Origin of the sequence: Saccharopolyspora terrae (genome assembly GCF_004348435.1) — a bacterium.
GTDB lineage: Bacteria > Actinomycetota > Actinomycetes > Mycobacteriales > Pseudonocardiaceae > Saccharopolyspora > Saccharopolyspora endophytica.
In genome coordinates this window covers 1-23,137 of record NZ_SMKS01000018.1, presented here as the reverse complement: position 1 = coordinate 23,137, position 23,137 = coordinate 1, and the positions used below count along the sequence as shown (strand labels likewise).

The window sequence follows — 23,137 nt, the reverse complement described above, 5'->3', positions numbered from 1 at the left end:
TCGATCATCCACTGTAGACTATTAATAGCCGATCGCGGCAGTCCCAATGATTTTCACCCCGACTCCTTGCGCCACACCGAGACGTGCTCGCCGCTGGTGCTGGTGAAAGGGCTGCGCTCCCAATCCTCCCAGCGCTCGACCAAGCGCATCCCCGCCAGCCGGGCCATCAGGTCGAGCTCGGAGGGCCAGACGTAGCGGAACGGCATCGAATCGAGGTTCCACCGGCCGTCGCGCTTCCAGAAGTGGTGCGAGATCAGGCCTTGGTCCACCACGTCGTACTCGTCGACGCCGACGTGGCCGGCGCCGAAGTCGAAGGGCACGTGGGTCTCGCCGAACGGCAGCTTCTGCAGGGCCGGCACGCCGACCTCGATCACGAAGTGCCCGCCCGGTGTCAGGTGCCGCGCGGCGTTGCGGAAGCAGTCGACCTGCTCGTCCTGCGTGGTGAGGTTGTTGATCGTGTTGAACACCAGGTACACCAGGCCGAACTCGCCGGGAGCCCTGGCGCGCGCGAAATCGCCTGTGGTGACGCCGATCCGCTCGCTTCCCGGTTTCGCGCGCAGGCGCGCCAGCATCGCCTCCGACAGGTCGATGCCGTGCACCGGGACGCCGCGCGCGCTCAGCGGCAGGGCCACTCGTCCGGTGCCGATGCCGAGCTCCAGCGCGGCATCGGCACCGGCGAGCTCGGCGAGGAACTCCACCGCGGGCCCGAGTACCGCGGGGGAGAACATGCCGGTCTCGTCGGAGTCGTGCTCCGCCGCGACGTCCTCGCCGAAATGGTCCACAACCACGCGAGAACCATGTCACCGGAGACCGCGGTTCCGCCACCGATTTTCCGGTCGCGAGCACCCGATCGGCCGCGTTGACATCGCTGTTCCGAGGGCGAAACATCCCGTTCGGTCGTGTTGAATCAGCGGGTGAAATCAACATGAGGGGCGTTCGATGACGTTTGATTTCGTGCTCACTCGACGGCAGATGATTGCGCTGGCAGCAGCCGCGACCACCGCGCCCGTGGTGCTCGGCGGAGCACCGCGCGCGGTCGCGGAACCCGGCTCGCAGCGCAGCGTCGACTTCGGCGGTGACTGGCGGTTCTCGCTGCTCAACACCACGGGCGAAGACGCGCAGGCACCCGCGCCGGACGACCCGTCCTGGCGCGCTGTCGAGCTGCCGCACGACTGGAGCATCGAGCTCGACCCCGTCGACGACGAGTTCACCACCGGCGGCACGGGATTCCTGCCCGGCGGGCTCGGCTGGTACCGCAAGACGTTCGCGCTGCCGCCGGAGACCGCCGGCAAGAAGATCTCCGTCGAGTTCGACGGCGTGTACATGGACTCCGAGACCATCTTCAACGGCCAGCGGGTCGGTGCTCATCCGTACGGTTACACGGGTTTCGCGATCGACCTCACCGAGCTTACCCGCACCGACGGCGGCGAGAACGAGCTGCTGGTCAAGGCGCGCAACCAGATCCCCAGCAGCCGCTGGTACTCCGGCAGCGGCATCTACCGCGACGTGCACCTGGTCGTCACCGATCCGGTGCACGTGGTGCGGCACGGCATCACCGTCACCACACCGGGTCTCGCCGAGTCGCTGCCCGGCCGCGCCACCGTGCACGTCGACACCACCGCCGTCGCCGAAAGCGGTGCGACGCGAGCGGAACTGACCGTGGTGCTGCGCGACCCCGAGGGCGCCGAGGTCGCCCGCGCCACCACACCGGTCGACCTCGCACCTCAACCGCGCACCTTCGGCCTCGACCTCCGGGTGGACGATCCGCAGCTGTGGTCGGTGGCGTCCCCGGCGCTGCACACGGCCGAGGTCTCGTTGTCCGCAGGCGGAAGCGCGGTGGACAGCACCGGCACCCCGTTCGGCATCCGCTGGTTCGCCTTCGACCCCGAGCGCGGGTTCTCGCTCAACGGCGAGCCGATGAAGCTCCAGGGCGTCAACCTGCACCACGACCTCGGCGCGCTCGGTGCCGCCACCAGCTACGACGCGATCGTCCGGCAACTCCGGATCATGCGGAGCATGGGCGTCAACGCGGTCCGCACCTCGCACAACCCGCCCTCGCCGCAGCTGCTGCGCGCGGCCGAGCGGGAGGGGGTGCTGCTGCAGGTCGAGGCGTTCGACTGCTGGCGCACCGGCAAGACCGACCACGACTACCACCGCTTCTTCGACGAGCACAGCGACGCCGACCTGACCGAGATGATCGAAGCGGCGAAGAACTGCCCGGCCGTGATCATGTGGTCGATCGGCAACGAGATCCCCGATTCCACCTCGCCGGTCGGGGTTCCCATCGCCAGGCGCCTGGTCGACCGGGTGCGCGCGCTGGACCCGACGAGGCCGGTGGTCATCGGCTCGGACAAGCACCGCAGCGTCCCCGCCGACGGATCACCGCAGGACGAGATCCTGCGGATGCTCGACGGCGTCGGGCTCAACTACAACAACGCGTCCTCGGTCGACGAGCTGCACGCGAAGTACCCGCAGGTGTTCCTCTTCGAGTCCGAGTCGTCGTCGGAGACCTCCACGCGCGGCGTCTACGACAGTCCGCACCAGCTCAACACCGGTGAGAACCACACGCCCGGCAAGCGCGGGACGTCCTCCTACGACAACAACCTGTCCTCGTGGACCTACAGCGGTGAGTACGGGCTGAAGAAGGACCGGGACCGGGCGTTCTTCGCCGGCCAGTTCCTGTGGTCGGGCATCGACTACATCGGCGAACCCACGCCGTACTCGGACGTCTTCCCGGTCAAGGCGTCGTTCTTCGGCGCGGTCGACACCGCCGGGTTCGCCAAGGACCAGTACCACCTGTTCCGCAGCCAGTGGACCCGCGAACCGATGGTGCACCTGGTGCCGATGAACTGGACGGATCACCGGCCGGGCGAGCCGGTGGCGGTGTGGACCCACAGCAACGCGCCGACCGTGGAACTGCTGCTCAACGGGCGGTCGCTGGGGGAGAAGAGCTTCGACCGCAAGACCACCACCGACGGCCGCGAGTACCTGGAGACCACCGAGCCGACGGGTGACGACAAGACGGTCACCGACGGCCCGTTCCCCGGCAGCTACACCAGTCCGAACGGCAGCGCGGGCAAGCTGCACCTGACCTGGGAGGTGCCGTTCGAGCCGGGTGAGCTGGTGGCGGTGGCCAAGCGGGACGGCGCGGAGGTCGCGCGCGACGTGCTGCGCACCGCCGGAGCCGCGGCGGAGGTCCGGTTGAGCCGGGAGGACGTCGGTGCGCTGTCATTCGTGACCGCCGAGGTCGTCGACGCCGACGGCGTGCTGGTGCCCTCGGCGGAGCACGAGCTGACCTTCACCGCCACCGGCGGGCAGGTGCTCGGAACCGACAACGGCAAGCAGGACAGCGCGGAGAACTACGGCTCGGCGACGCGGAAGGCCTTCGGCGGCAAGGCGTTGGCGATCGTCCCCGCCGGTGCGGACGTGCGGGTGACGATGGCGGTTCCCGCGCGCCCGGCGGAGACGACCGCGGACGCGAGCTATTCCGGTTCGGCCGACACCGTCCCCGCCGCCATGATCGACGGGGACCCGGCGACCGGCTGGTCGAACCACTACGCGAAGGAGGCCACCGGTCTCCTGCCCGCCATCAGCGCAGCGCACGCGCGGGACTGGGTGTCGATCGCCTGGCCCGAACCTCGTCAGGTCGACGCCGCCGAGCTGACCTTCACCGTCGACTCCGCGCACGCGGTGCCCGCGTCGATCGAGGTGCGCTACTGGGACGGTTCGCGCTTCGTCCCGGTGCGCGGGCAGAGCGGTGATCCTGCCGCCACCACCCGCATCACCTTCGAACCCGTGACGACCGACCGGCTTCGGATCGAGCTGACCACCGCGAACCCCGATGCCGAGAACGGGTTCCTCGGCATCGGCGAACTACTCGTCTAGCTGCGGCGCCTGGTCGGTGTGCCGGAGCGAGAGCCCGGTCCCCCAGCAGTTGGGGCACAGCCGCTGCGCGGTGACGACCTCGGGCGGAGCTGTCTGGTCGCTGCGCCGCACGTGCACGGCTGAGACCTCGCGCTCGCCGTCGCAGTTCTGGCACCGCTCGCGCGGCAGCTGGTCGGCCGGCACGTCCTGGACCTGCCGCACCACCTGATCCCGCAGCTCGCGGAGCTGCGGAGGTTCTTCGCCGGGGTCGGCGTGCCTGCCGAGCAGGTCGGTCTCGGCGAGTGCCGCCTCGAAGGTGCGCAGCAGCTGCTCCACCTCGCCGCCGAGGTTCTCCTGCGCGGTCATCGCGGGTCCCGCAGGTGCGCGGTGTCGGTGGGCCTGGAGCGCTGTGTGGTGGGTGTCATGAAGCCATCCGAGTTTCTCTGCGGTGCCCTGGATCGGCCGTCGTCCGGGACGGCGGGCAAGCATCGCAGAGCGGACCGGCGCGGAATAGGAGGGAATTCACATCGGAGAAAACGATCCGACGACGCGCGAATCACGTCGCGGCAACCTTGTGTCGTCCGGCAAAGGGGAGTTGTGCTTGCGGAAGGCGGGAGTTGCAGCTCATCGATCTATCCGCGTGGAATTCGCGTTTTCTGGCATGGAGTCGTCCGGATTCCGGTTGCGAAACGCCTGGTAAGCAGGTGCGGACGGACTTCGCGGACGCCCTCGAACCAGCTCTAGCGGATTGGAGAATTCCGCTTGATGCGTTTTCATCACTGGGGCTGGGCGGGATCCCAGGGGGGATTGGGACCCGCCCAGCATTCGGCGAGGGCCGGTGAGGGGGGAGTACCGGTTGCCTCGCGAGGTAGCGGCGTCGGGGATTGGGGGCAGCACCGCTACTAAGGATCATAGTAGATGTGAATCCTATTGTGGGTCAACGGCCTTGCGGGTGTCCTCGGGTCCAAAATGGATCGTGTTTCGCCAAATAACCCGAACTTGATTCACATAGTGCGCGCGACATGCGCATCCGGACGTACGATGTGCCCGGGGAGGAAGGCGATGCGTTGTCTGGGTGAGCTCGAATCCGCGGTGATGCGGGTGCTGTGGGACTCGGTGGAGCCGATCAAGGTGCGCGAGGTGCTGTTGCGGCTCGACACCGGTCGGTCGTTGGCTTACACGACCGTGCTGACGGTGCTCGACAACCTGCACCGGAAGGGCTGGGTGCAGCGGGACCTGGACGGCCGGGCCTACCGCTACCGGCCGACGCGCACCCGCGAGGAAGCCGCGGCCCGCTCGTTGCACCAGGTGCTCGTCGCCTCGGGCGCCCCGGACGTCGTCCTGGCGCACTTCGTCGCCTCGGTCAGCGACGAGCAGGCGGAAGCGCTGCGCACGGCCCTGCGCGAGCGCCAGCGGGACTGATCAGGGCTTGTAGGCGAGGCCGCCGAGGATCAGGCGCTCGACCAGCGAGGTCTCGCGCAGGCGGGGTCCGTCCGGCCACCAGTCGTTGAGCTCGACGAGTCCCGGTTCGACGAGCTCCAGACCCGCGAAGAGCTCGGCGATCTCCGCGCGCGTGCGGTAGCGGCCGGTGCCCATCGACGACTCGCGCCAGCGCTGCTCCAGCTCCCGGGCCATCCGGTGACCCTCGGGCAGCTCGTCACCCGGGTCCCACCAGTGCGAGATCGCCAGGTAGGAGCCCGACGGCAGCGCGTCGACGTAGTGCTTCATGAACCCGGCCGGATCGGCCTCGTCGTCGATGTGGTGCAGCGTCGCGCACTGGATCAGCACGATCGGCCGGTCGAAGTCCAGCTTGGCGACCTGTGGCGTAGCCAGCAGAGCCGCCGGGTCGCGCAGGTCCGAGGTGGCGAAGTGGGTGTGGTCGTTCTCCTCCATCAGCGCCCTCCCGTAGGCGGCCACGGTCGCGTCGTTGTCGACGTAGACCACGGTGGCCTCGGCGTTGGTGCGCTGGGCGACCTCGTGGGTGTTCTCCACGGTCGGCAGACCGGAGCCGATGTCGAGGAACTGGTCGATGCCGACCTCGAACCCCGCCAGGTGCCGCACCACGCGGATCAGCCAGCGGCGGATCGACTTGGCCACCTCGTCGCCCTGCGGGGCGACCGCTTGGATCGTCTCGTAGACCTCGCGATCGGCCGCGAAGTTGTCCTTGCCGCCCAGGAACATGTCGTAGACGCGCGCGATGCTCGCCTTGCTGGTGTCAATGCCGGCCGCCGCCCCGACGCCGGCCTCGCCTTCGATTCCCATCCGCCCCGAACTCCAGTGGACTCGATCACGTTTCGCCGGAGTGTAGCGGCGTTGGCAACCGCGCAGGACCCGGTCGCCGTTCCTGTCCGGACATTCCCGCGCGGTGGATTCGGTTTCCGCCCTCGATGTGAACGAAACCGGTTATCCGGCAACGCAACTCGACGTGCTTCAGGTCAGCCGGCGGAGGGCTTCCCGGGTCAGGTCGGCGATCGAGGGGTAGCCGTCCACGGCCATGATGAGGTCCGCTTCGGCGAGCAGGCTCCGGAGCACGTGCACGACGCCCGGGGTACCGCCGAGCGCGAGTCCGTAGGCGTAGGGGCGTCCGATGCCCACGGCCGTGGCGCCCAGGGACAGGGCCTTGACGACGTCGGCGCCGCTGCGGACGCCGGAGTCGAACAGCACCGGCATGCCGTCGGCCGCGTCGACGACCTCGGGCAGCACCTCCAGGGCGGGAAGACCGCCGTCGGCCTGCCTGCCGCCGTGGGTGGAGCAGTAGATGCCGTCCACGCCTCCGTCCTTGGCGCGGCGGACGTCATCGGGGTGGCAGATGCCCTTGACGATCAGCGGCAGGTCGGTCAGCGACCGCAGCCACGGCAGGTCGTTCCAGGTCAGCGGATTTCCGAAGGTGGAGACCCAGCGCAGCACCGCGGCGCCCGGGTCCTCTTCCGGCGTCTTGTCCAGTCCCGCGCGGAAGACCGGGTCGCTGTAGTAGTTGCTCAGGCAGTGCCCGCGCAGCTGCGGGAAGTTCGAGGTGGCCAGGTCGCGCGGGCGCCACCCGGGGATCCAGGTGTCGAGGGTGACGACGATGCCCTTGTAGCCGGCGTTCTCGGACCGGCGCACGAGGCTTTCCGCCAGATCCCGGTCCTTCGGCGTGTAGAGCTGGAAGAAGCCCGGTGTGTCGCCGAATTCGCCCGCCACGTCCTCCAGCGAATCCGAGGACAGCGTGGAGGCCACCATCGGCACACCGGTCTGCGCCGCCGCGCGGGCGGTGGCCAGGTCGCCGTGCCCGTCCTGCGCGCAGATCCCGAGCACGCCGATCGGCGCCATGAACACCGGTGACGGCAGCGTCAGGCCGAACAGATCCACTTCGAGGTCGCGCTCGGTGGCGCCGACGAACATGCGCGGGACGAGCCCCCAGCGGTCGAAGGCGCTGACGTTGGCGCGCTGCGTGCGCTCCGAGCCGGCGCCGCCGTGGACGTAGGACCAGACGGTCGGCGGCATGGCCGCTTTCGCGCGTTCCTCCAGCTCGTCGAACTCCATGGGGAGGTCGGGCAGCACCCCGCTCAACCCGTTGAGGTAGATCTCCAGCTGGTAGTCGCCGTACGCCATGCCCGCCCCTCCGGCCGTCGATTCCGCTGCGGAATCTAACCGACGGGAGCCCACCCGGCGAAGCGCTCGTCGACCTCTTCGGGCCGCAATCCGAAGTCGGCCAGCGAATACCGGTGCGCGGGCTTGGCGTGACCTGCGGTGCTCTCGGAGTGCAGGCGCCGCATCGCCGCTGCCGCGTCCTCGCTCAGCGGCAGCCCGAAGTGCCCGTAGATCCGCTCGACCACGCCGATCGGGTCGGCGATGAAATCCTCGTAGCGCACGTCGTAGAACTGCTCCGGGTCGTGCCGGGACCGCGCGGCGTTGAACTCGGCGAGTCCGCGCGACCACAGGTCGAGCTGGTCGCGGCCGATCGTGTCGCCTCGGAAGGTCTGCGACCACCCGTCGGTGGCGTGCGCGGCCAGGCTGCACACCGAGGCGATCGCGGTGCGCGGCTCCCGGTGGGTCTGGATCACCAGCGCGTCCGGGTAGACCTCGAGCAGCGCGTCCAGCGCGAACAGGTGGCTGGGGTTCTTCAGCACCCAGCGCCGGTCGTTCTCGGGCAACCCGATCAGCTGCAGGTTGCGCTTGTGCCGGGCGTAGGCCGACGACCAGTCCTGGCCTTCCAGCCAGCGGGAGTAGGTCGGCAGGTGCGCCAGGCACTCGTAGGAGATCGAGCGCATCGACTGCCGCAGCAGCTGCCAGCACTCCTCGACCTGCTCGGCCGACATGTAGTGCACGCCCATGAACTCGGGGTGCTCCACGTGGTGCTGGGTGTAGCCCTGCTGAATTCCCCGGAAGACGGGGTCGTCCTCCCACGTCGAGCGCGGGGGCCGCGGCTGCGGCACCTCGGTCAGCCACAGCTCCAGCCCCTGGTTCGCCGTGTCGGCGGTCAGCAGCCGGTGCAGCGCCGTGGTGCCGGTGCGCGGCAGCCCGGTGACGAAGATGGGCCGCTCGACGGCGACTTCGGCGTGCTGCGGGTGCTGCTTCCACGCCGCTTCGCTGAACAGCCGAGCGGTCAACGCACCCCGCAGGAAGGCCCGCTTGACCTTGTTGCCCAGCGGAGTCAGCTCCGCATCCCGCGCGTAGGACTCCAACAGCACGCCGAGACCGTCGGTGTAGTCATCCACCCCGAAGTCGTCCAACCCGACGAGACGACTCGCCGAAGCGTGCAAATCCTCAACAGTACCAACGCTTTCACGCCCGACGCTCATGGAAAGCTCCTCAGGGATGTCGTCGCTACCAGAGTGCAAGCGGCGGAGCCGCGAGGCGTTCACACCACCCTCGCAACCGGCACCGCCGCGGGTTCTGAGACGTCGTCTGGCGAGGACGCCGCGACGCCGTGTATTGGCATACATCAGGAGTGGCGCCCGGAGTCCAGACGGCGTCTCAGGTTCCGCCACTCGCGCCGCTTCGCAGAAGGAGAGCGACTGAAAGATCAGTGGTGGAATTCTCCTGCGTTTGCGTCCAGGCACTGACCGGTGACGATCCTCGCCAGGTCGGAGATCAGGAACAGCGCGGCGTCCGCGATCTCGTCCGGTTCGGGGAGTGTGCGCAGGTCGGTGGTGGCGGCGATTTCCTCGTAGACCTCCTCGCGGGTGACGCCGCGCTGCTCGGCGAGGTGGCCGAGGTACCACTTGAGCGAGTCCGCCCAGATGTAGCCGGGCGCGATCGAGTTGACCCGCACGCCCTTCGGTCCGAGCTCGGTGGCCAGGCTCTGCGCCAGGGACAGCAGGCTGGACTTGGCCATCTTGTAAGCGCCGTAGTTGCGGCGGGAGTGCCGCAGCACCGCCGAGTTCACCATCAGCACGGCGCCTCGGGTTTCGGCCAGCGCGGGGGTGAACAGCCGGGTCAGCCGCAGCGCGGCGAGCACGGTGGTCTCGAACCCCTGCCGGATCGCGTCGAGGTCGGTGTCGGCGAGGTCGGACAGCGGTGGGATCGCGAACGCGTTGTTGATCAGCGCGTCGACGCGCCCGAACTCCTCCACCGACCTTCTCACCAGCTGGGCGGCGGCGTCTTCGTCGGTGATGTCGGTGGGCACGACCAACGCCCGCCTCCCGAGCTCGGTGACCTCGTCGGCGGAGGCCTTGAGGCGGGATTCGGTCCGCGACGCCAGCACCACGTCGGCGCCGGCCATCGCGGACCTCTGGGCCAGTGCCCGGCCGAGTCCCGGTCCCACTCCGGAGATCACGACGACCTTGTCGCGCAGCAGTCCGTCCAGCATCGGCCTCACCCCAGCATCCGGTTGTGCACGGCTGCTTGCCGCGCGGCGATTCGCTCCCGCCACTCCTGCGGTGTCACGCGGGAGTGCTCGTGGTGCGGAAGTCGTTGCGGCAGTTCGTCGAACCCGACGACCTCCACCTGAGGACCGTCCTCGGGGCCCAGGTCGCGGGAGAGGCGCTGCCAGCGGATCTGGAGGTAGCCGCGGGTGTGCCCGGTCAGCTCCAGCCAGTTCGCCAGCCCCGGGTCGCGCTCGGTGAGGACGAACCGGATCTTGCCGTCGGGGTCGGTGCGCGCCTGCTCCGCGGTGAGGCTCGTCTGATGGTTGATGTAGTCGGTCGAGACGTACCAGGGGCTGCCGAGCTGAAAACCCTGGTAGGGGGCGTCGGACTTCGGGACGGTGACGATCATCGCCTGGTCCTCGGACAGCTCGAAGTGCCCTGCCGAGGAGAACTGGGTGGCCAGGCCGCCCGGTGTGGAGCGCGGGTCGTTCATCGTGTTCACCGGCTGGTTCAGGTAAAACCACTCCGGGAACGCCAGGAACGTCCGCAACCGGCTCAGCAGGATCTTGCCCGCGACGCCGTAGCGCTTGGTCAGCGCGTCCATGGTGCGCGGCGGGGGAGCGGTGCCCGTGGTGTCCTCGCGGCGGATCCGGATCATGCCGCGGCGCTCGGAGTCCCAGTCGCTGTAGACCTCGCGCACCACCAGCATCGCCGAACCCGGAGCGAGCGTGAAGTAGTTCGGACCGGCGGGGCCGGGGCCGAAGCGCACTTCGAAGTCGCCGTTGTCGTCGACGTCGATCCGTCGGTCGTCGAAGGCGGCGAGGCTGTCGGGCACGTCCACCGGTGAGTAGTCGCCGTTGAGCACCTGGAAGCTGAGGTCCGTTGTGCTGCCGCGCTTTCCGGTCACGACGTACTCGGCGTCGTCGCGGATGTAGGAGTGGAAGTACAGCGCGTCGGGGTTGTCCAGGCCCATCTTGGTGTAGGGGCCGGTGGACTGGACGAAGTACGGGAAGTCCCGCTCGTAGGCCCAGGCGAGCATGAGGGAGGCCTGGATGCTGCCCGCGAGGTAGTCGTAACCCTCGATGAGGTCCTGCTCGTCGCGGATGTGCTTGGCGTGCCGGATGACCTCTTCGGCTTCGGAGACGGCTTCGACGAAGGGCTGAGTGAGCATAAGCTCCTCTTTGAGAACTCGTTCTAGTGCTCTGCGGTCGTCTTTGGCGCTCGGGGGCTGGAACCCCCGTGGCGTCTCAGCTCCAGCGGTTCGCGGTGAGCTTGAAGTTCGGGAGGTCGTCGAAGGTGTGCATCAGCTCGTAGGTGCGGGTGTAGCCGGTCTTGCTGATGCGCCACTGGCCGTCGGATTCGCGGCGGTAGGTGTCCTCGTAGAAGGCCGCGCCCTTGATGAAGGTCTTGAACTCGGTCGCGATGACCGTGTCCTCGAAGCTCCAGGTCCCGGTCGCGGTGTCGCCGTCGATGTCGATCTCGGGCTGGCCGGCGGCGTGCGTGGTGATGATGCTCGGGCCGAGGTTGTCCCGCATGAACTTCAGGATCTCCTCACGGCTGGTGAGTTCGAGCTTGGAGCCCGTGGCCTCGGTTCCGTACTCGGCCACGGCGTCCTCGGTGAGCGCCTCGGCGAGGACGTGCCAGAGCTTGAGGTCGACCGCGCGCAGGTAGCGGTACTTCAGTCGTTTGATCTCCTCCAGCGCGACGAGGTCCATGACGCCTCCTTGTGTCTTGCGAGGTTGGCTTCGAGGGGTGGACCCAGCTTTCCGCGCAGCTTGACCGAGCGCAAGAACTTGTTCTACTTTTCTGTGAAACTTGTTCTAGGTTCGGTTTCGATGGAAAGGGCGGGTCCGGCGTGACCACGACCTACGAGCTGACCCACCTGCGCGGCCTGGAAGCCGAGGCGGTGCACGTGTTCCGCGAGGTCGCCGCATCCTTCGAGCGGCCCGCGCTGCTGTTCTCCGGCGGCAAGGACTCCGCGGTGATGCTGCACATCGCCACCAAGGCCTTCTGGCCCGCACCGCTGCCGTTCCCGGTCCTGCACATCGACACCGGCCACAACTTCGACGAGGTCATCGACTTCCGCGACCGCACCGTGCGGCGGCTCGACCTGCGCCTGCTCGTCGGCAGCGTCCAGGACGACATCGACGCGAGCCGCTCCGTCGAGCAGCCCGGAGCCGGCCGCAACCGGCTGCAGACCCGGACCCTGCTGCGCAGCATCGGCGAGCACCGCTTCGACGCGGTCTTCGGCGGTGCCCGCCGCGACGAGGAGAAGGCCCGGGCCAAGGAGCGCGTGTTCAGCTTCCGCGACGAGTTCGGCCAGTGGGATCCGCGCAACCAGCGCCCCGAGCTGTGGCACCTCTACAACGGCAGGCACCGCGAGGGCGAGCACATCCGCGTCTTCCCGCTGTCGGACTGGACCGAGCTCGACATCTGGCAGTACGTCCTCGACGAGGGCATTGAACTCCCGTCGATCTACTACGCCCACCGGCGCACCGTCTTCGAGCGCGACGGCATGCTGCTGGCCACCAACCCGCACCTGACGCCGGGCGAGGACGAGCAGCCCTACGAGGCCACCGTCCGCTTCCGCACCGTGGGCGACACGACCTGCACCGGCTGCGTGCCCTCCACGGCCGGCACCGTCCGCGACGTCGTCGCCGAGGTCGCCGCGGCCCGCGTTACCGAACGCGGAGCCACCCGCGCCGACGACCGCATCTCAGAAGCAGGAATGGAAGACCGCAAACGCGAGGGCTACTTCTGAGGTGACTGTTCGGTGGTCCTCTTGCTCAGCGGTGCGGGTAGCGGAACCTCAGACGCCTTCTGGCTCCGGGAGCCGAGACTTATGTATGACCAATACACGGCGCTTCGGCTGTCCTCCCCAGAAGACGTCTGAGAACCCGCGGCGGTGCGAGTTGCTCGGGTGGGGCAAGGAGAAACGGCTTCGCCGTTGCTAGGCAGGTAGCGGAAGCACGACCGCATGAGGAGTTCTATGACGCAGCTGCTTCGGTTGGTTACTGCTGGCAGCGTTGATGACGGCAAGTCGACGCTGATCGGGCGTTTGCTGTACGACTCCAAGACGATCCTCAGCGACCAGCTGGAGGCCGTGGAGCGCGCCAGTCATGGGACCGACGGCCCCGATCTCGCGCTGCTCACCGACGGGTTGCGGGCCGAGCGCGAGCAGGGCATCACCATCGACGTCGCGCACCGCTACTTCGCCACGCCCCGGCGCAAGTTCATCATCGCCGACACGCCCGGGCACATCCAGTACACCCGCAACATGGTCACCGGCGCCTCCACCGCCGACCTCGCGCTGGTGCTCGTCGACGCGCGCAAGGGCGTGCTCGAGCAGTCCCGCAGGCACGCGTTCCTGGCCAGCCTGCTCGGGATCCCGCACCTGGTGGTGTGCGTGAACAAGATGGACCTCGTGGACCACTCGCAGCAGCGGTTCGAGGAGATCCGCGCCGAGTTCGCCTCCTTCGCGATGAAGCTCGACGCGCCGGACCTGACGTTCATCCCGGTCTCGGCGCTGCGCGGCGACAACATCGTGCACCGCAGCGAGAACATGCCCTGGTACGAGGGGACTTCGCTGCTGCACCACCTCGAAGAGGTCCACGTCGCTTCCGACCGCAACCTCATCGACGCGCGGCTGCCGGTGCAGTACGTCATCCGCGACGGCGACTTCCGCGGCTACGCGGGAACGGTCGCGGGCGGCGTGCTCAAACCCGGTGACGACGTCGTCGTGCTGCCCTCGGGCTTCACCACCGGCATCGAGGAGATCTGGGGGCCTGGCGGGGAAGTCGTCGAGGAGGCGTTCACCCCGCAGGCCGTCACCGTTCGGCTCACCGACGACCTCGACGTCTCGCGCGGCGACATGATCTGCCGCCCGCAGAACCGGCCGCACGCGGGTCAGGACGTCGACGCCCTGGTCTGCTGGCTCACCGAGCAGACCGCGCTGGAACCCGGCGGCCGCTACGCCCTCCAGCACACCACGCGGAGCACGCGCGCCCAGGTGCGGCAGCTGGACTACCGGCTCGACATCAACACCCTGCACCGCGACACGAGCGCGACGTCGTTGTCCCTCAACGAGATCGGGCGGATCCGCTTGCGCGCGCAGCAGCCGCTGCTGTTCGACGCCTACCGCCGCAACCGCACCACCGGCAGCTTCATCCTCGTCGACGAGGCCACCAACAACACCGTGGCCGCGGGCATGATCACCGGCCCGGACACCGCCGAGTCCCACGTCAGCTGGGTCTCCACCGCCGTGCGCAGGGAACAGCGCCGCACCCGGGGAGCGACGGTGTGGCTCACCGGGCTGTCGGGGGCGGGAAAGTCCAGCGTGGCGGTCGAACTGGAACGGCGGCTGGTCGCGGCGGGCAGGCCGGCCTACCTGCTCGACGGCGACAACCTGCGCCACGGGCTCAACTCCGACCTGGGCTTCAGCGCCGAGGACCGAGCCGAGAACGTGCGCCGCGTCGGCGAGGTGGCGCGCCTGTTCGCCGATTCCGGGGTGGTGTCGATCGTGTCGCTGATCAGTCCCTACCGCGCCGACCGCGACCGGGCGCGGCAGGTGCACCAGGACGCGGAGCTGACGTTCGTGGAGGTCTTCGTCGACACCCCGATCGAGCTGTGCGAGGCGCGCGACCCCAAGGGCCTCTACGCCCGGGCGCGGGCGGGGGAGATCACCGGCTTCACCGGTGTCGACGACACCTACGAGCCCCCGCAGGACCCGGAGGTGGTGCTGCGGCCCGACACCGGTGATCCCGGCGTCATGGCGTCGATGATCGCGGACCTGCTCGACTGACCCGGGCCCGCTGCGGGTGAGGGTGTTTCACGATTAATCAGAACTCGATCTGGCTCCGGTACTGCTTCGCCAGCTCCTGCAGGCGGGCCACGGTGTCGTGGCGCTCCAGCGCGGCTCCGCGCAGCCGGTCCCAGGCGTCGTTGAACAGGTTGAAGTCGTCCTCGTCGTCCAGGTACAGCCCGCCCGCGACGTGCTCGACGAAGACGAAGTCCTTGGTGCCGTCGGAGAACCGCATGATCGTGAAGTCGTTGGGCACGTAGGGCAGCCGCACGTCGAACGGCAGGATGTGCACGTAGGCCTTCGGGTACCGGGTCTGCAGGTCCAGCAGGTGCTCGACCTGGTCCAGCGCGACCGACGGGTTCGGTCCGCCCGGCATCCGGTGGAACGCGGCTTCGCTGAGCACGAAGCGGTAGTAGGGCGGGCGCGGCAGGTCGAAGACCCGCCTGCGGTCCAGCCGGTTGCGCACGAGCGCGGTGACGTCGGTGGCGCGGTCCTCGGAGAACTGGGTGAGCATGTAGTGCTCGGACTGCAGCGGGCCCGGGATGCGCTCGCCGTGCCAGCTGAGGATCTCCGCGGCGGCCGGTTCGAGGTCGGTGAAGGTGCGGAACCACTGCGGCACCGCCGAGCGGTAGCCGGCCCACTGGCCGCGCTGCCCGGAGCTGGACTGCGCGAGGTCCAGCATCAGATCGGCTTCGGCCTTGCCGGAGTTGAACGCCTCCAGCATCTTCTGCAGCTCGGCCTTCTTGACCGCGACCGTGCCCGACTCGATCTTGTTGATCTTGCCTTGGCTGCATCCGAGCAGCTCCGCGACGTACTGCTGGGTCATGCCCGCGGCCTGCCGCGCGCGGCGAATCTCGTTCCCGAGCTGCCTGCGTCGCGAAGTTACCGTGCTCGGCACCAGATCTCCGCTCGTATGCTCTGCCGTCACCACGTCTGACAAGCGCAAACGCGTCTGTCAAGAACAACACTGTAATGCACTCGAACGTGGATGCGCGGCAAACGGGTCACCGCCGGTGATCCGCGCCCGGCGGTGATTAATCAGGAAACGGCTGTGAGCTGCGAAGATCTAGTCGATGTCGAAGCTCCCCGCTCTCATGTCGGTGAGAAATCGGTTCCAGCTCGTCGTGTCGAAGTTGAGCAGGACGTCACCGGTGAAGCGTTTGGTGTCGCGGACCCCGACACGCCCGGGGACCGTCAAGTTCACCTCGACGCAGTTTCCCCCGTTCGGCCCGCAGGCGGACGCCGAAGCCCAGCCAGTGGCGCTGAAGGCGGGGATCGCGGTCGGTTCCGGGTGAAGCATCGAGGTGCATCCCTTCCGAATCTCTCGACTCCGTGGTGCGGATGTGATTACGATTAATCGTAGACGATCCGGGGAGGGATCATGCCACTCCACTTGACCGGGAGCATCCGGGGGGCGCGGGCGGAGCAGTCCGGCATGGATTGCGTGTGGGTCTTGCATACCGCCGCACGAGTGACAGTGCGGCAGGCGCACGCGATTTCGCGGCAGGATTGGCAGGTGGGTGTGACGCGTGCGGCGTGCGGGCTCCCCCTGGGGCATGACATAATCGGGAATATTCCTTCTGATGGGGCCCTACCGTGTGGCCGATGCTTGGCGGCGACCGCTGGCATCGTCGGTCTGGAATCCATCTGAACAGCTGATTACCCGGGTTGTGGCCGAGCGGCGATCCGGATCGCGATCAGGCAAGACGACATGACGCGGCGGGACACGGCAGAGAAGGAGAGTGTGCGGATGCATCCGTTCCATTGGGTTCCGGCCCTCGGGGAGCGTCACGCGAGCACCGACCACCGGCCGTCCGGGGGCTACCCGGCGGGCAGCACCATCACCACGCTCTGCGACCGCGAGATGCGCGCCGAGGTGGGCGAGATGGCGTGGCTGTGGAACACGTGCCCGGCGTGCAACGCCGAAGCGCACCGCATGGTCGGCGCAGTACGGCAGACCGCGACCGTCTAGGAGTCTTCGAGTGGAGGGCTGTGCGGTGCGAATTGAGTCCCGCACCCGGAGCAGTCCTGGAGAGGGTCAGCCCTGGGCCTCCTTCGAGGCGCCACCTTCCAAGGCCACCAGCGCAGTCCGGTTTCGCGGGATCCGGTCGGCGACGTCGGTGAGGGGCTGATACCTGGAGGTTCCCGCGCGGGTGGACTTGGCCCGGTACATGGCCTGGTCCGCGGCGGTGACGAGCTGGTGCATACGGTGCGCCGGCAGCACCGCGACCCCCGCGCTGGCGGAGCAGCGGATCGGCATCTCCGACATGACCTCCGCCGAGGCGATGTCAGCGCAGAGCTCGGCGGCCAGCGCATCCGCGTCCTGCGGCGCCTCGCCGCTGAGCAGCACCACGAACTCGTCCCCACCAAGCCGGGCCGCGCACGCCGCGTGCCCGGCTTTTTCGTTGATCCGGTGGGCCACCGCGACCAGGACGCTGTCGCCGAAGTCGTGGCCGTAGAGGTCGTTGGTCTCCTTCAGCCCGTCCAGGTCCAGCAGGATCATGGCGATGTGATCGCTGGGGCGCGTGGAGGCCCGCTGGTGGTCCAGCGCGCGCTGGAGGCCCGCGCGGTTGGCCAGGCCGGTGAGCGGATCGGTGTGCGCGGCGCGATCGGCCACCGCGAGCCGCTTTTCGAGCTCACGACGTTTGCGGCGGGAGTCCAGCAGAGCCGCCGAGAGGATCGCGCAGAGGGCTAACGCGCCGACCGCGACGAGCACGCTCATCGCGTCGCCCGATCGTGGGTCGAAGCCGGGCGAGTCTGATGCACGCGGCGAACCGTCTCCCGCCGCGACAACCGGATCATCCCCTCGGCCTCCTCCCGCGCGCGCCGGGGCCATTTGCCGGGCACCGGATTCCCGCTGACGGATCAAGATCGACGATCGTTCTGCTGCTGCTACTGTCCCGGACTGACCTTGCAGATGCAAGAACGTTTGCAAGAACACCTGCAAGCACGGACGCGATTTCGCCCGAATGTTGGAGGCATCCATGCCGGAGTCCGCAGTGCCGGAGACTCCGCGGTGGGCAGACCTGAGCTGGCGGTCTGACCTGCGCTGGCGCAAGAGCGCGCACAGCAACCCGAGCGGGAACTGCGTCGAGGTGGCCGAGTTGGAGCGCGGCCGGGTCGCCGTCCGCAACTCGCGCTTCGCGGAGGGGCCAGTGCTGGTCTACACGCGAGAAGAAATCGCCGCTTTTCTCGAAGGGGTTAAAGAAGGCGACTTCGATGATCTAATCTGCTGACTGGCTTTGGCGGCGATCGGATGCCGCATTGCTCCCGATGGGGGTATCGACACGATGAGCATCGAGCCGGAGAGACAGGGCAAGCAGCAGAGCGGGTCCACCGCTGGGCCGACCGTGCTGCGCATCGCGCTGGGCGGTCAGCTCCGACGCCTGCGCGAAGAGCGCGGGATCAGCCGCGAGGCCGCCGGTGATGCCATTCGCGGGTCGCACGCGAAGATCAGCCGTCTCGAGCTGGGACGCGTCAGCTTCCGGGAGCGCGACCTCAACGACCTGCTGACCCTCTACGGCGTGCAGGACTCCGGGGAGCGCGCGGCGTTCCTGTCGCTGGCTCGGCAGGCCAACGAACCCGGTTGGTGGCACCAGTACGGTGACCTGCTGCCGTCGTGGTTCGAGACCTACCTCGGCCTGGAGCAGGCCGCCGAGATCATCCGCACCTACGAGGCCCAGTTCGTGCCGGGCCTGCTGCAGACGCCCGACTACGCGCGCGCGGTGATCCTGCTGGGGCACGGGCAGGAACCGTCGGCCGAGGTCGACCGCAGGGTCGCGCTGCGGATGCGCCGCCAGGACATCCTCACCCGACCCGAGCCGCCGACGCTGTGGGCGGTCATCGACGAGGCCGCGCTGCGCCGCCCGATCGGCGGTGAGCGGATCATGCGCGGGCAGATCGAGCACCTGATCCGCATCTCCGAACTCCCCAACGTGACCGTGCAGCTGCTGCCCTACAGCGTCGGCGGGCACGCCGCGGCGGGCGGTCCGTTCACCATCGTGCGGTTCCCCGAGTCGGACCTGCCCGACGTCGTCTACCTGGAACAGCTGACCAGCGCGCTGTACCTGGACAAGCGCAACGACCTGGACCAGTACCAGGCGGTCATGAACCTGCTCAGCGTGCAGGCGGCGACACCGCAGGACACCACGCAGCTGCTGCGCGAGTTGATGACCGAGTACTGATCAATCCGAGGGATGCCGATGAGCGAGCAGGGCGGCCGGCTGCCGGTCGAGATCGACACCACCGTCGCGCACGAGGCCCGGGTCTACGACTACTGGCTGGGCGGCAAGGACAACTTCGCGGCCGACCGCGCGCTGGGCGACGTGATCGCCGAGCACATCCCGACCATCAAGACCATGGCGCGCGCGAACCGGGCGTTCGTCGGGCGCGCGGTGCGGTACCTGGTGCAGGAGTGCGGCATCCGGCAGTTCCTCGACATCGGCACCGGAATCCCCACCAGCGGCAACGTGCACGAGGTCGCGCAGAGCGCCGAACCGGCCAGCCGCGTGGTCTACGTCGACAACGACCCGATCGTCCTCGCGCACGCCCGCGCGCTGATGGCCAGCACAGACGAGGGCGCGACCCGGTTCATCTTCGCCGACCTGCACGACCCGGACTCGATCCTGTCCGACCCGGCGCTGGCCGAGACGCTCGACCTGACGCAGCCGACCGCCGTGATGCTGGTGGCGGTGCTCATGTACTTCCGGGAGAACTCGGAGGTCGAGCAGGTGCTCGGCAAGCTGATGGACGCGGTCCCGTCGGGCAGCTACCTGACGATCACCCACCCCACCGCCGACTTCGACCCGGAAGCGATGGCGGGCGTGGTGGCTTCCGCCGAGCAGTCCGGGATCCCGTTCCAGCCGCGCGATCAGGACGAGGTCGCGGCGCTCTTCGAGGGCATGGACCTGGTCGAGCCCGGGGTCGCGCCGGTGCTGGCGTGGCGGCCCGACCCGGAGCCGGCCGGGATCACCAAGCTCCACCCGCAGCGCGAGGTCGACCCGCGCAGCGCCTATTACTGGGCCGCCATGGCCCGCAAGCGCTAGGCGTCGCGGCGCACCTGCGGCGGTGCGAGCTGAGTCCCACACCTGAGGACAGCTCCTACCCGGCCCGACGGTAGGCGGTCGGGCCGAGCTCGCGCGGTGGCGCCGGTTCGTCGGGATCGTCCGCCGTGATGGTGTTCTCGCCCGGGCGGATGCCGTGGCCCGGGCCGGTTTCTCCGTCCCGGTGGTCGTGGCGGATGACCAGCAGCAGCACCAGCGCCGCCACCAGCGGCAGGTGCGAGACGAGGCGACTCGCGGTGACGACTCCGGTCACCAGGTCCTGGACGCTGACGAAGGTGAGCACGGCGAGGAACGCGCCGAGCACCGGGACCATCCCGGCACCCGCGCGGACCCGCCAGGCCGCCCAGCCGAACCCGGCTCCGAGCGCGAGGTTCCAGGCGGTGCTCTCGTGGAACACGTGCCCGGCCATCGCCTCGTGGCCGCCGGTGCCCAGCAGCTGCGCGACGCCCAGCGCGATCTGCACGACTGCGACGACGCCGAGCAGCACGCGGGGCCAGCGCCGGACCGCGGGCGCCGGCAGCGCCCGCATCACCGACGCGGTCAGGTCGGGGGTGCTCGGCACCGCCCGCACCCGCAACTCCCTGCTCAACGCGACGGCGCGGGATTCCCAGTCCCGGCACTCACCGCACTCGGCGAGATGCCGCTCCACCTCGGCCCAGGCCGCCGGAGGTTCCTCGCCGTCCCACCGCGCCGACAGCGCCTCCCGGCACACGCAACAGTCCACACCACTACTGTCGCTCCCCGCACCCCAGAAGTTCCCACCGGGTCACCCGCACCCCGAAGCCCCGTGAGCGGCCATCGGCTCCGTCCAGTCCAGGCCCGAACCGCCCAAGATCAACGTCCGTCGCCTCGCCCCCAGCCGGGTTCCCGATTTCAGTGGAAATCGAGTCCCGGATTTCCACTGAAATCCGGGACCCTGGGCGACCACCACGCGTCCGGGCGGTCCCACGACCCCGAATACCGCCGTAATCAGGGGCCGGATTACGGCCGTAATCGGGTGTTCTGGGCGGGGACCAGAGGATCATCGGTGCCGCCAGCTGGGCTCCGGATTTCGGTGGAAGTCAGGTCCCGGATTTCCACTGAAAACCGGGAGGTTGGGCGACTACCGCGGGTTTGGGCGGCCCCACGACCCCGATTACCGCCGTAGTCAGGGGCCGGATTACGGCCGTAATCGGGTGTTCTGGGTGGGACCAGGGCATCGTCGGCGTCCTCAGCTGGGTTCCGGGTTTTGGTGGAAGTTGGGTTCCGGATTTCCACTGAAATCTGGGGAGGTTGGGTGACCACCGCGGGTCCGGGTGGTCCTACGACCCTGATTACCGCCGTAATCGGGGGGATGATTACTGCCGTAATCCGGTGTTCTGGACGGGGCCAGAGGATTATCGGTCGACGGGGTTGGCTGGAGCCGCTGTTCGCCGGACAGGCGGTCGAGTGGCCAGGTCAGCCGGTTTCTTCGTCTTGGTGGGTTTGGGTCGCCAGGAGTTGGTCGCGGGCTCGGGCGACTCGGGAGCGGATGGTGCCTATCGGGCAGCCGGTGACGTGGGCGGCTTCGGCGTAGGGGAGGCCCAGGACCTGGGTGAGGACCAGGGCTTCGCGGCGTTCCGGGTCGAGGTCGCTCAGCAGCAGGTTGAGCTCGACGACGTTCTCGAAGCCCGTGTCCGGCGAGGTCGGCTCGGTGGCCGGGGTGGCGTGGGTCGTGCGCGGGCGGGAGCGCTCGTAGCGGATCTGGTCGACGACCACGCGGCGGGCGATCGTCAGCAACCAGGTGCGGGCCGAGGAGCGGGCGTTGAACCGGCGGACGCTGCGGAACGCGCGCAGGAACGTCTCCTGCGCGAGGTCGTCGGCGAGGTGCGGTCCGGCCAGGTGCGCGATGAAGCGCCAGACGTCGTGCTGGCTCTCCCTGATGAAGGACTCCATGGCGTGCGGGTCACCGCGACGCGCCTGCAGCGCGAGCTCGGTCAGCCGCGCGTTCGCGTCCTCGGAACGACTCATAACCGGGCAGGCTAGTCGGCTTCGAACGGCTTGCGATCAGCTGATCGACTGAGCGTGATCGTCCCCACCGGCTGAGGGCTGGGATTTCCCGCTGTCCGGGAAGTTTTCACCGTTCGCGATTCAGCCGCGGGAACGGGCTCCGTGGGCGAACCCGGCGGAGTCGTGACCCCGGGCGGGCTTGGTCTGCGCCTCCAGCATCGGCAGGGCGCGGCGCAGGTCGTCGAGCAGCAGGTCGAGGTCGTGGCTGAACCCGTTGCGCACCACGATCCGCAGCACCGCCAGGTCGGTCCGCTCCTCGGGGAAGGTGTAGGCCGGAACGAGCCAGCCGCTGGTGCGAAGAGCAGCGGAAACGTCGAAAACGGAATAATTCCGGACGTCGTCGCGCAGCGTGAACGCGAAGGCCGGGATGTGGCTGCCGTCGGTGAGCAGCTCGAACGGCCCGAGCGCGGCGATCTCGCGGGCCAATCGCGTCGCCACGTCGCGGCACTCCTGCTGCACCCGCCGGAATCCGTCGAATCCCAGCCGCAGGAAGCTGAAGTACTGCGCGGCCACCTGCGCTCCCGGCCGGGAGAAGTTCAACGCGAAGGTCGGCATCTCGCCGCCGAGGTAGTTCACCCGGAACACCAGCTCGTCGGGCAACGCGTCGGGCGTGCGCCACACGACCCAGCCCACCCCCGGGTAGACCAGCCCGTACTTGTGCCCGGAGGTGTTGATCGAGGCCACCCGCGGCAGCCGGAAGTCCCACACCAGGTCCGGGTCCAGGAACGGCGCGATCATCGCCCCGGAGGCGCCGTCGACGTGCACCGGCACGTCCGGGCCGCCGCGCGCGGCAAGCTCGTCGAGCGCGTGGCAGACCTCGGCGACAGGCTCGTAGGAGCCGTCGAAGGTCGAGCCCATGATGGTCACGACGCCGATGGTGTTCTCGTCGACCCGCCGCAGCGCCTCTTCGGCGGAGAGCGTGAAGCGGTCGCCCTCCATCGGCACGTACCGCGGTTCGACCTCGAAGAAGTTGGCGAACTTCTCCCAGCAGATCTGCACGTTGGCGCCGAGCACGATGTTGGGCGTGCCGGTTCCCCGCCAGCGGCGTTTGAGCGCGAGGCCGGCGAGCATGCACGCCTCGGACGATCCGGTGGTGGAGCAGCCGACGACGTGGTGCGGGTCGGGCGCGTGCCACAGCCCGGCGAGCATCCGCACGCACCGGTCCTCCAGGGCCGCGGTGCGCGGATACTCGTCCTTGTCGATCATGTTCTTGTCGAAGCACTCCGACATCAGCCGGGCGGCCTGCGGTTCCATCCAGGTGGACACGAAGGTCGCCAGGTTCAGCCGCGCGTTGCCGTCGAGCATCAGCTCGTCGTGCACGATCTGGTAGGCGACCTCGGGATCGGTTCCCCGGCTGGGGAGGTCGTAGGTCGGCACGTGCACGGGTTCGCGCGTGAAGATCGGGTTCACCGCGAGTTCGCTGCGGTGCGGGCGAGGCGTGTTGTCCGGATGCGTCAGCGGCACCCGCTCAGGTTGCGCGCGGGAACGGGTCGCGGCAGCGCCGACCTAACCCGATCAGGTGGTGGCGTGGGTGCGGCGGGGGTTGGGCCTGATGGTCATCCTGCGGCGCAGGTGGGCCGGAACCCCGCAGT

General features: G+C 68.8%; 22 protein-coding genes. 8 read left to right on the top strand and 14 right to left on the bottom strand.

Features of this window, described 5'->3' with window-relative positions; all coding sequences use genetic code 11:
• Positions 1–53: 53 nt before the first annotated feature.
• A complete protein-coding gene (locus tag E1181_RS13070) occupies positions 54–728 on the bottom strand; it encodes a class I SAM-dependent DNA methyltransferase (RefSeq protein ID WP_132674561.1) in 675 nt (224 codons plus the stop codon).
• Between the two features lie 211 nt (positions 729–939).
• On the opposite strand from E1181_RS13070, the gene E1181_RS13065 reads away from it, so the two are divergent.
• Positions 940–3,885, top strand: coding sequence for a glycoside hydrolase family 2 TIM barrel-domain containing protein (locus E1181_RS13065; protein WP_207922132.1), 2,946 nt, complete (start codon positions 940–942; stop codon positions 3,883–3,885).
• Here E1181_RS13065 and E1181_RS13060 read toward each other — a convergent pair.
• On the bottom strand, positions 3,874–4,230 hold the full coding sequence (locus tag E1181_RS13060) for a hypothetical protein (protein WP_132674465.1): 357 nt from the start codon (positions 4,228–4,230) through the stop codon (positions 3,874–3,876). The two genes, E1181_RS13065 and E1181_RS13060, sit on opposite strands and share 12 nt — an antisense overlap.
• 696 nt (positions 4,231–4,926) lie before the next feature.
• Here E1181_RS13060 and E1181_RS13055 point away from each other — a divergent pair.
• Entirely contained in the window at positions 4,927–5,286 is a 360-nt protein-coding gene (locus E1181_RS13055; RefSeq protein WP_132674463.1) for a BlaI/MecI/CopY family transcriptional regulator, read from the top strand.
• On the opposite strand, the gene E1181_RS13050 is transcribed toward E1181_RS13055, so the two are convergent.
• The 6 genes from E1181_RS13050 to E1181_RS13025 all read right to left on the bottom strand — a co-directional run bounded on the left by E1181_RS13050 (position 5,287) and on the right by E1181_RS13025 (position 11,368).
• Positions 5,287–6,126, bottom strand: a complete 840-nt coding sequence (locus tag E1181_RS13050) for an SAM-dependent methyltransferase (protein ID WP_132674461.1) — start codon at positions 6,124–6,126, stop codon at positions 5,287–5,289. It abuts the gene before it with no gap.
• 168 nt (positions 6,127–6,294) lie between these two features.
• On the bottom strand, positions 6,295–7,455 hold the full coding sequence (locus tag E1181_RS13045) for a lactate 2-monooxygenase (RefSeq protein WP_132674459.1): 1,161 nt from the start codon (positions 7,453–7,455) through the stop codon (positions 6,295–6,297).
• Positions 7,456–7,490: 35 nt separating this feature from the next.
• A complete protein-coding gene (locus tag E1181_RS13040; protein ID WP_132674457.1) occupies positions 7,491–8,645 on the bottom strand; it encodes a sulfotransferase family protein in 1,155 nt (384 codons plus the stop codon).
• A gap of 224 nt (positions 8,646–8,869) precedes the next feature.
• Positions 8,870–9,655: an SDR family oxidoreductase gene (locus E1181_RS13035; protein ID WP_132674455.1), complete on the bottom strand. Its 786-nt coding sequence runs from the start codon at positions 9,653–9,655 to the stop codon at positions 8,870–8,872.
• 5 nt (positions 9,656–9,660) lie between these two features.
• Entirely contained in the window at positions 9,661–10,824 is a 1,164-nt protein-coding gene (locus tag E1181_RS13030; RefSeq protein WP_132674453.1) for a hypothetical protein, read from the bottom strand.
• A 76-nt stretch (positions 10,825–10,900) separates the two neighbouring features.
• Entirely contained in the window at positions 10,901–11,368 is a 468-nt protein-coding gene (locus E1181_RS13025; protein ID WP_132674451.1) for a nuclear transport factor 2 family protein, read from the bottom strand.
• A gap of 140 nt (positions 11,369–11,508) precedes the next feature.
• Between E1181_RS13025 and cysD the strand changes: the two genes are divergently transcribed.
• Positions 11,509–12,414: a sulfate adenylyltransferase subunit CysD gene (gene cysD, locus E1181_RS13020; protein ID WP_132674449.1), complete on the top strand. Its 906-nt coding sequence runs from the start codon at positions 11,509–11,511 to the stop codon at positions 12,412–12,414.
• Positions 12,415–12,642: 228 nt separating this feature from the next.
• Positions 12,643–14,454: an adenylyl-sulfate kinase gene (gene cysC / locus E1181_RS13015; protein ID WP_132674447.1), complete on the top strand. Its 1,812-nt coding sequence runs from the start codon at positions 12,643–12,645 to the stop codon at positions 14,452–14,454.
• 37 nt (positions 14,455–14,491) lie between these two features.
• Here the strand turns inward: cysC and E1181_RS13010 are convergent, their stop codons facing one another.
• The gene (locus tag E1181_RS13010) at positions 14,492–15,352 is read right to left on the bottom strand and encodes a helix-turn-helix domain-containing protein (protein WP_132674445.1); all 861 of its coding nucleotides are present in this window, start codon (positions 15,350–15,352) and stop codon (positions 14,492–14,494) included.
• Positions 15,353–15,520: 168 nt separating this feature from the next.
• Complete coding sequence (locus E1181_RS32565; protein WP_165944616.1) at positions 15,521–15,754, bottom strand: DUF397 domain-containing protein; 234 nt, start codon at positions 15,752–15,754, stop codon at positions 15,521–15,523.
• A gap of 450 nt (positions 15,755–16,204) precedes the next feature.
• On the opposite strand from E1181_RS32565, the gene E1181_RS13000 reads away from it, so the two are divergent.
• The gene (locus E1181_RS13000; RefSeq protein WP_235876731.1) at positions 16,205–16,426 is read left to right on the top strand and encodes a zinc finger protein; all 222 of its coding nucleotides are present in this window, start codon (positions 16,205–16,207) and stop codon (positions 16,424–16,426) included.
• A 66-nt stretch (positions 16,427–16,492) separates the two neighbouring features.
• Here E1181_RS13000 and E1181_RS12995 read toward each other — a convergent pair whose 3' ends face one another.
• On the bottom strand, positions 16,493–17,176 hold the full coding sequence (locus E1181_RS12995; protein WP_165944615.1) for a GGDEF domain-containing protein: 684 nt from the start codon (positions 17,174–17,176) through the stop codon (positions 16,493–16,495).
• Positions 17,177–17,438: 262 nt separating this feature from the next.
• On the opposite strand from E1181_RS12995, the gene E1181_RS12990 reads away from it, so the two are divergent.
• The 3 genes from E1181_RS12990 to E1181_RS12980 are packed head-to-tail and all read left to right on the top strand — an operon-like array spanning position 17,439 to position 19,499.
• On the top strand, positions 17,439–17,690 hold the full coding sequence (locus tag E1181_RS12990) for a DUF397 domain-containing protein (RefSeq protein ID WP_132674437.1): 252 nt from the start codon (positions 17,439–17,441) through the stop codon (positions 17,688–17,690).
• A gap of 54 nt (positions 17,691–17,744) precedes the next feature.
• A complete protein-coding gene (locus tag E1181_RS12985; RefSeq protein ID WP_132674435.1) occupies positions 17,745–18,638 on the top strand; it encodes a helix-turn-helix domain-containing protein in 894 nt (297 codons plus the stop codon).
• An 18-nt stretch (positions 18,639–18,656) separates the two neighbouring features.
• Positions 18,657–19,499, top strand: coding sequence for an SAM-dependent methyltransferase (locus E1181_RS12980; protein ID WP_207922131.1), 843 nt, complete (start codon positions 18,657–18,659; stop codon positions 19,497–19,499).
• A 55-nt stretch (positions 19,500–19,554) separates the two neighbouring features.
• Here the strand turns inward: E1181_RS12980 and E1181_RS12975 are convergent, their stop codons facing one another.
• The 3 genes from E1181_RS12975 to E1181_RS12965 all read right to left on the bottom strand — a co-directional run bounded on the left by E1181_RS12975 (position 19,555) and on the right by E1181_RS12965 (position 23,009).
• Complete coding sequence (locus E1181_RS12975; protein WP_132674431.1) at positions 19,555–20,241, bottom strand: zf-HC2 domain-containing protein; 687 nt, start codon at positions 20,239–20,241, stop codon at positions 19,555–19,557.
• 713 nt (positions 20,242–20,954) lie between these two features.
• Positions 20,955–21,506 carry a sigma-70 family RNA polymerase sigma factor gene (locus tag E1181_RS12970; protein ID WP_132674429.1) on the bottom strand — a complete coding sequence of 184 codons (552 nt, stop codon included), beginning with the start codon at positions 21,504–21,506 and terminating at the stop codon, positions 20,955–20,957.
• A gap of 120 nt (positions 21,507–21,626) precedes the next feature.
• The gene (locus tag E1181_RS12965) at positions 21,627–23,009 is read right to left on the bottom strand and encodes a glutamate decarboxylase (protein ID WP_132674427.1); all 1,383 of its coding nucleotides are present in this window, start codon (positions 23,007–23,009) and stop codon (positions 21,627–21,629) included.
• Positions 23,010–23,137 lie beyond the last annotated feature (128 nt).

What these genes read in the sequence shown, in the direction of transcription:
- E1181_RS13055 (WP_132674463.1), top strand. Translation starts at nt 4,927, where the DNA reads ATGCGTTGTCTGGGTGAGCTCGAATCCGCGGTGATGCGGGTGCTGTGG.
- E1181_RS13035 (WP_132674455.1), bottom strand. Translation starts at nt 9,655, where the DNA reads ATGCTGGACGGACTGCTGCGCGACAAGGTCGTCGTGATCTCCGGAGTG.
- E1181_RS32565 (WP_165944616.1), bottom strand. Translation starts at nt 15,754, where the DNA reads ATGCTTCACCCGGAACCGACCGCGATCCCCGCCTTCAGCGCCACTGGC.
- E1181_RS12995 (WP_165944615.1), bottom strand. Translation starts at nt 17,176, where the DNA reads ATGAGCGTGCTCGTCGCGGTCGGCGCGTTAGCCCTCTGCGCGATCCTC.
- cysC (WP_132674447.1), top strand. Translation starts at nt 12,643, where the DNA reads ATGACGCAGCTGCTTCGGTTGGTTACTGCTGGCAGCGTTGATGACGGC.
- E1181_RS13045 (WP_132674459.1), bottom strand. Translation starts at nt 7,455, where the DNA reads ATGGCGTACGGCGACTACCAGCTGGAGATCTACCTCAACGGGTTGAGC.
- E1181_RS12970 (WP_132674429.1), bottom strand. Translation starts at nt 21,506, where the DNA reads ATGAGTCGTTCCGAGGACGCGAACGCGCGGCTGACCGAGCTCGCGCTG.
- E1181_RS13040 (WP_132674457.1), bottom strand. Translation starts at nt 8,645, where the DNA reads ATGAGCGTCGGGCGTGAAAGCGTTGGTACTGTTGAGGATTTGCACGCT.
- E1181_RS13070 (WP_132674561.1), bottom strand. Translation starts at nt 728, where the DNA reads ATGTTCTCCCCCGCGGTACTCGGGCCCGCGGTGGAGTTCCTCGCCGAG.
- E1181_RS13060 (WP_132674465.1), bottom strand. Translation starts at nt 4,230, where the DNA reads ATGACCGCGCAGGAGAACCTCGGCGGCGAGGTGGAGCAGCTGCTGCGC.
- E1181_RS13050 (WP_132674461.1), bottom strand. Translation starts at nt 6,126, where the DNA reads ATGGGAATCGAAGGCGAGGCCGGCGTCGGGGCGGCGGCCGGCATTGAC.
- E1181_RS12985 (WP_132674435.1), top strand. Translation starts at nt 17,745, where the DNA reads ATGAGCATCGAGCCGGAGAGACAGGGCAAGCAGCAGAGCGGGTCCACC.
- E1181_RS13000 (WP_235876731.1), top strand. Translation starts at nt 16,205, where the DNA reads ATGCATCCGTTCCATTGGGTTCCGGCCCTCGGGGAGCGTCACGCGAGC.
- E1181_RS12990 (WP_132674437.1), top strand. Translation starts at nt 17,439, where the DNA reads ATGCCGGAGTCCGCAGTGCCGGAGACTCCGCGGTGGGCAGACCTGAGC.
- E1181_RS12980 (WP_207922131.1), top strand. Translation starts at nt 18,657, where the DNA reads ATGAGCGAGCAGGGCGGCCGGCTGCCGGTCGAGATCGACACCACCGTC.
- E1181_RS13025 (WP_132674451.1), bottom strand. Translation starts at nt 11,368, where the DNA reads ATGGACCTCGTCGCGCTGGAGGAGATCAAACGACTGAAGTACCGCTAC.
- E1181_RS13030 (WP_132674453.1), bottom strand. Translation starts at nt 10,824, where the DNA reads ATGCTCACTCAGCCCTTCGTCGAAGCCGTCTCCGAAGCCGAAGAGGTC.
- E1181_RS13065 (WP_207922132.1), top strand. Translation starts at nt 940, where the DNA reads ATGACGTTTGATTTCGTGCTCACTCGACGGCAGATGATTGCGCTGGCA.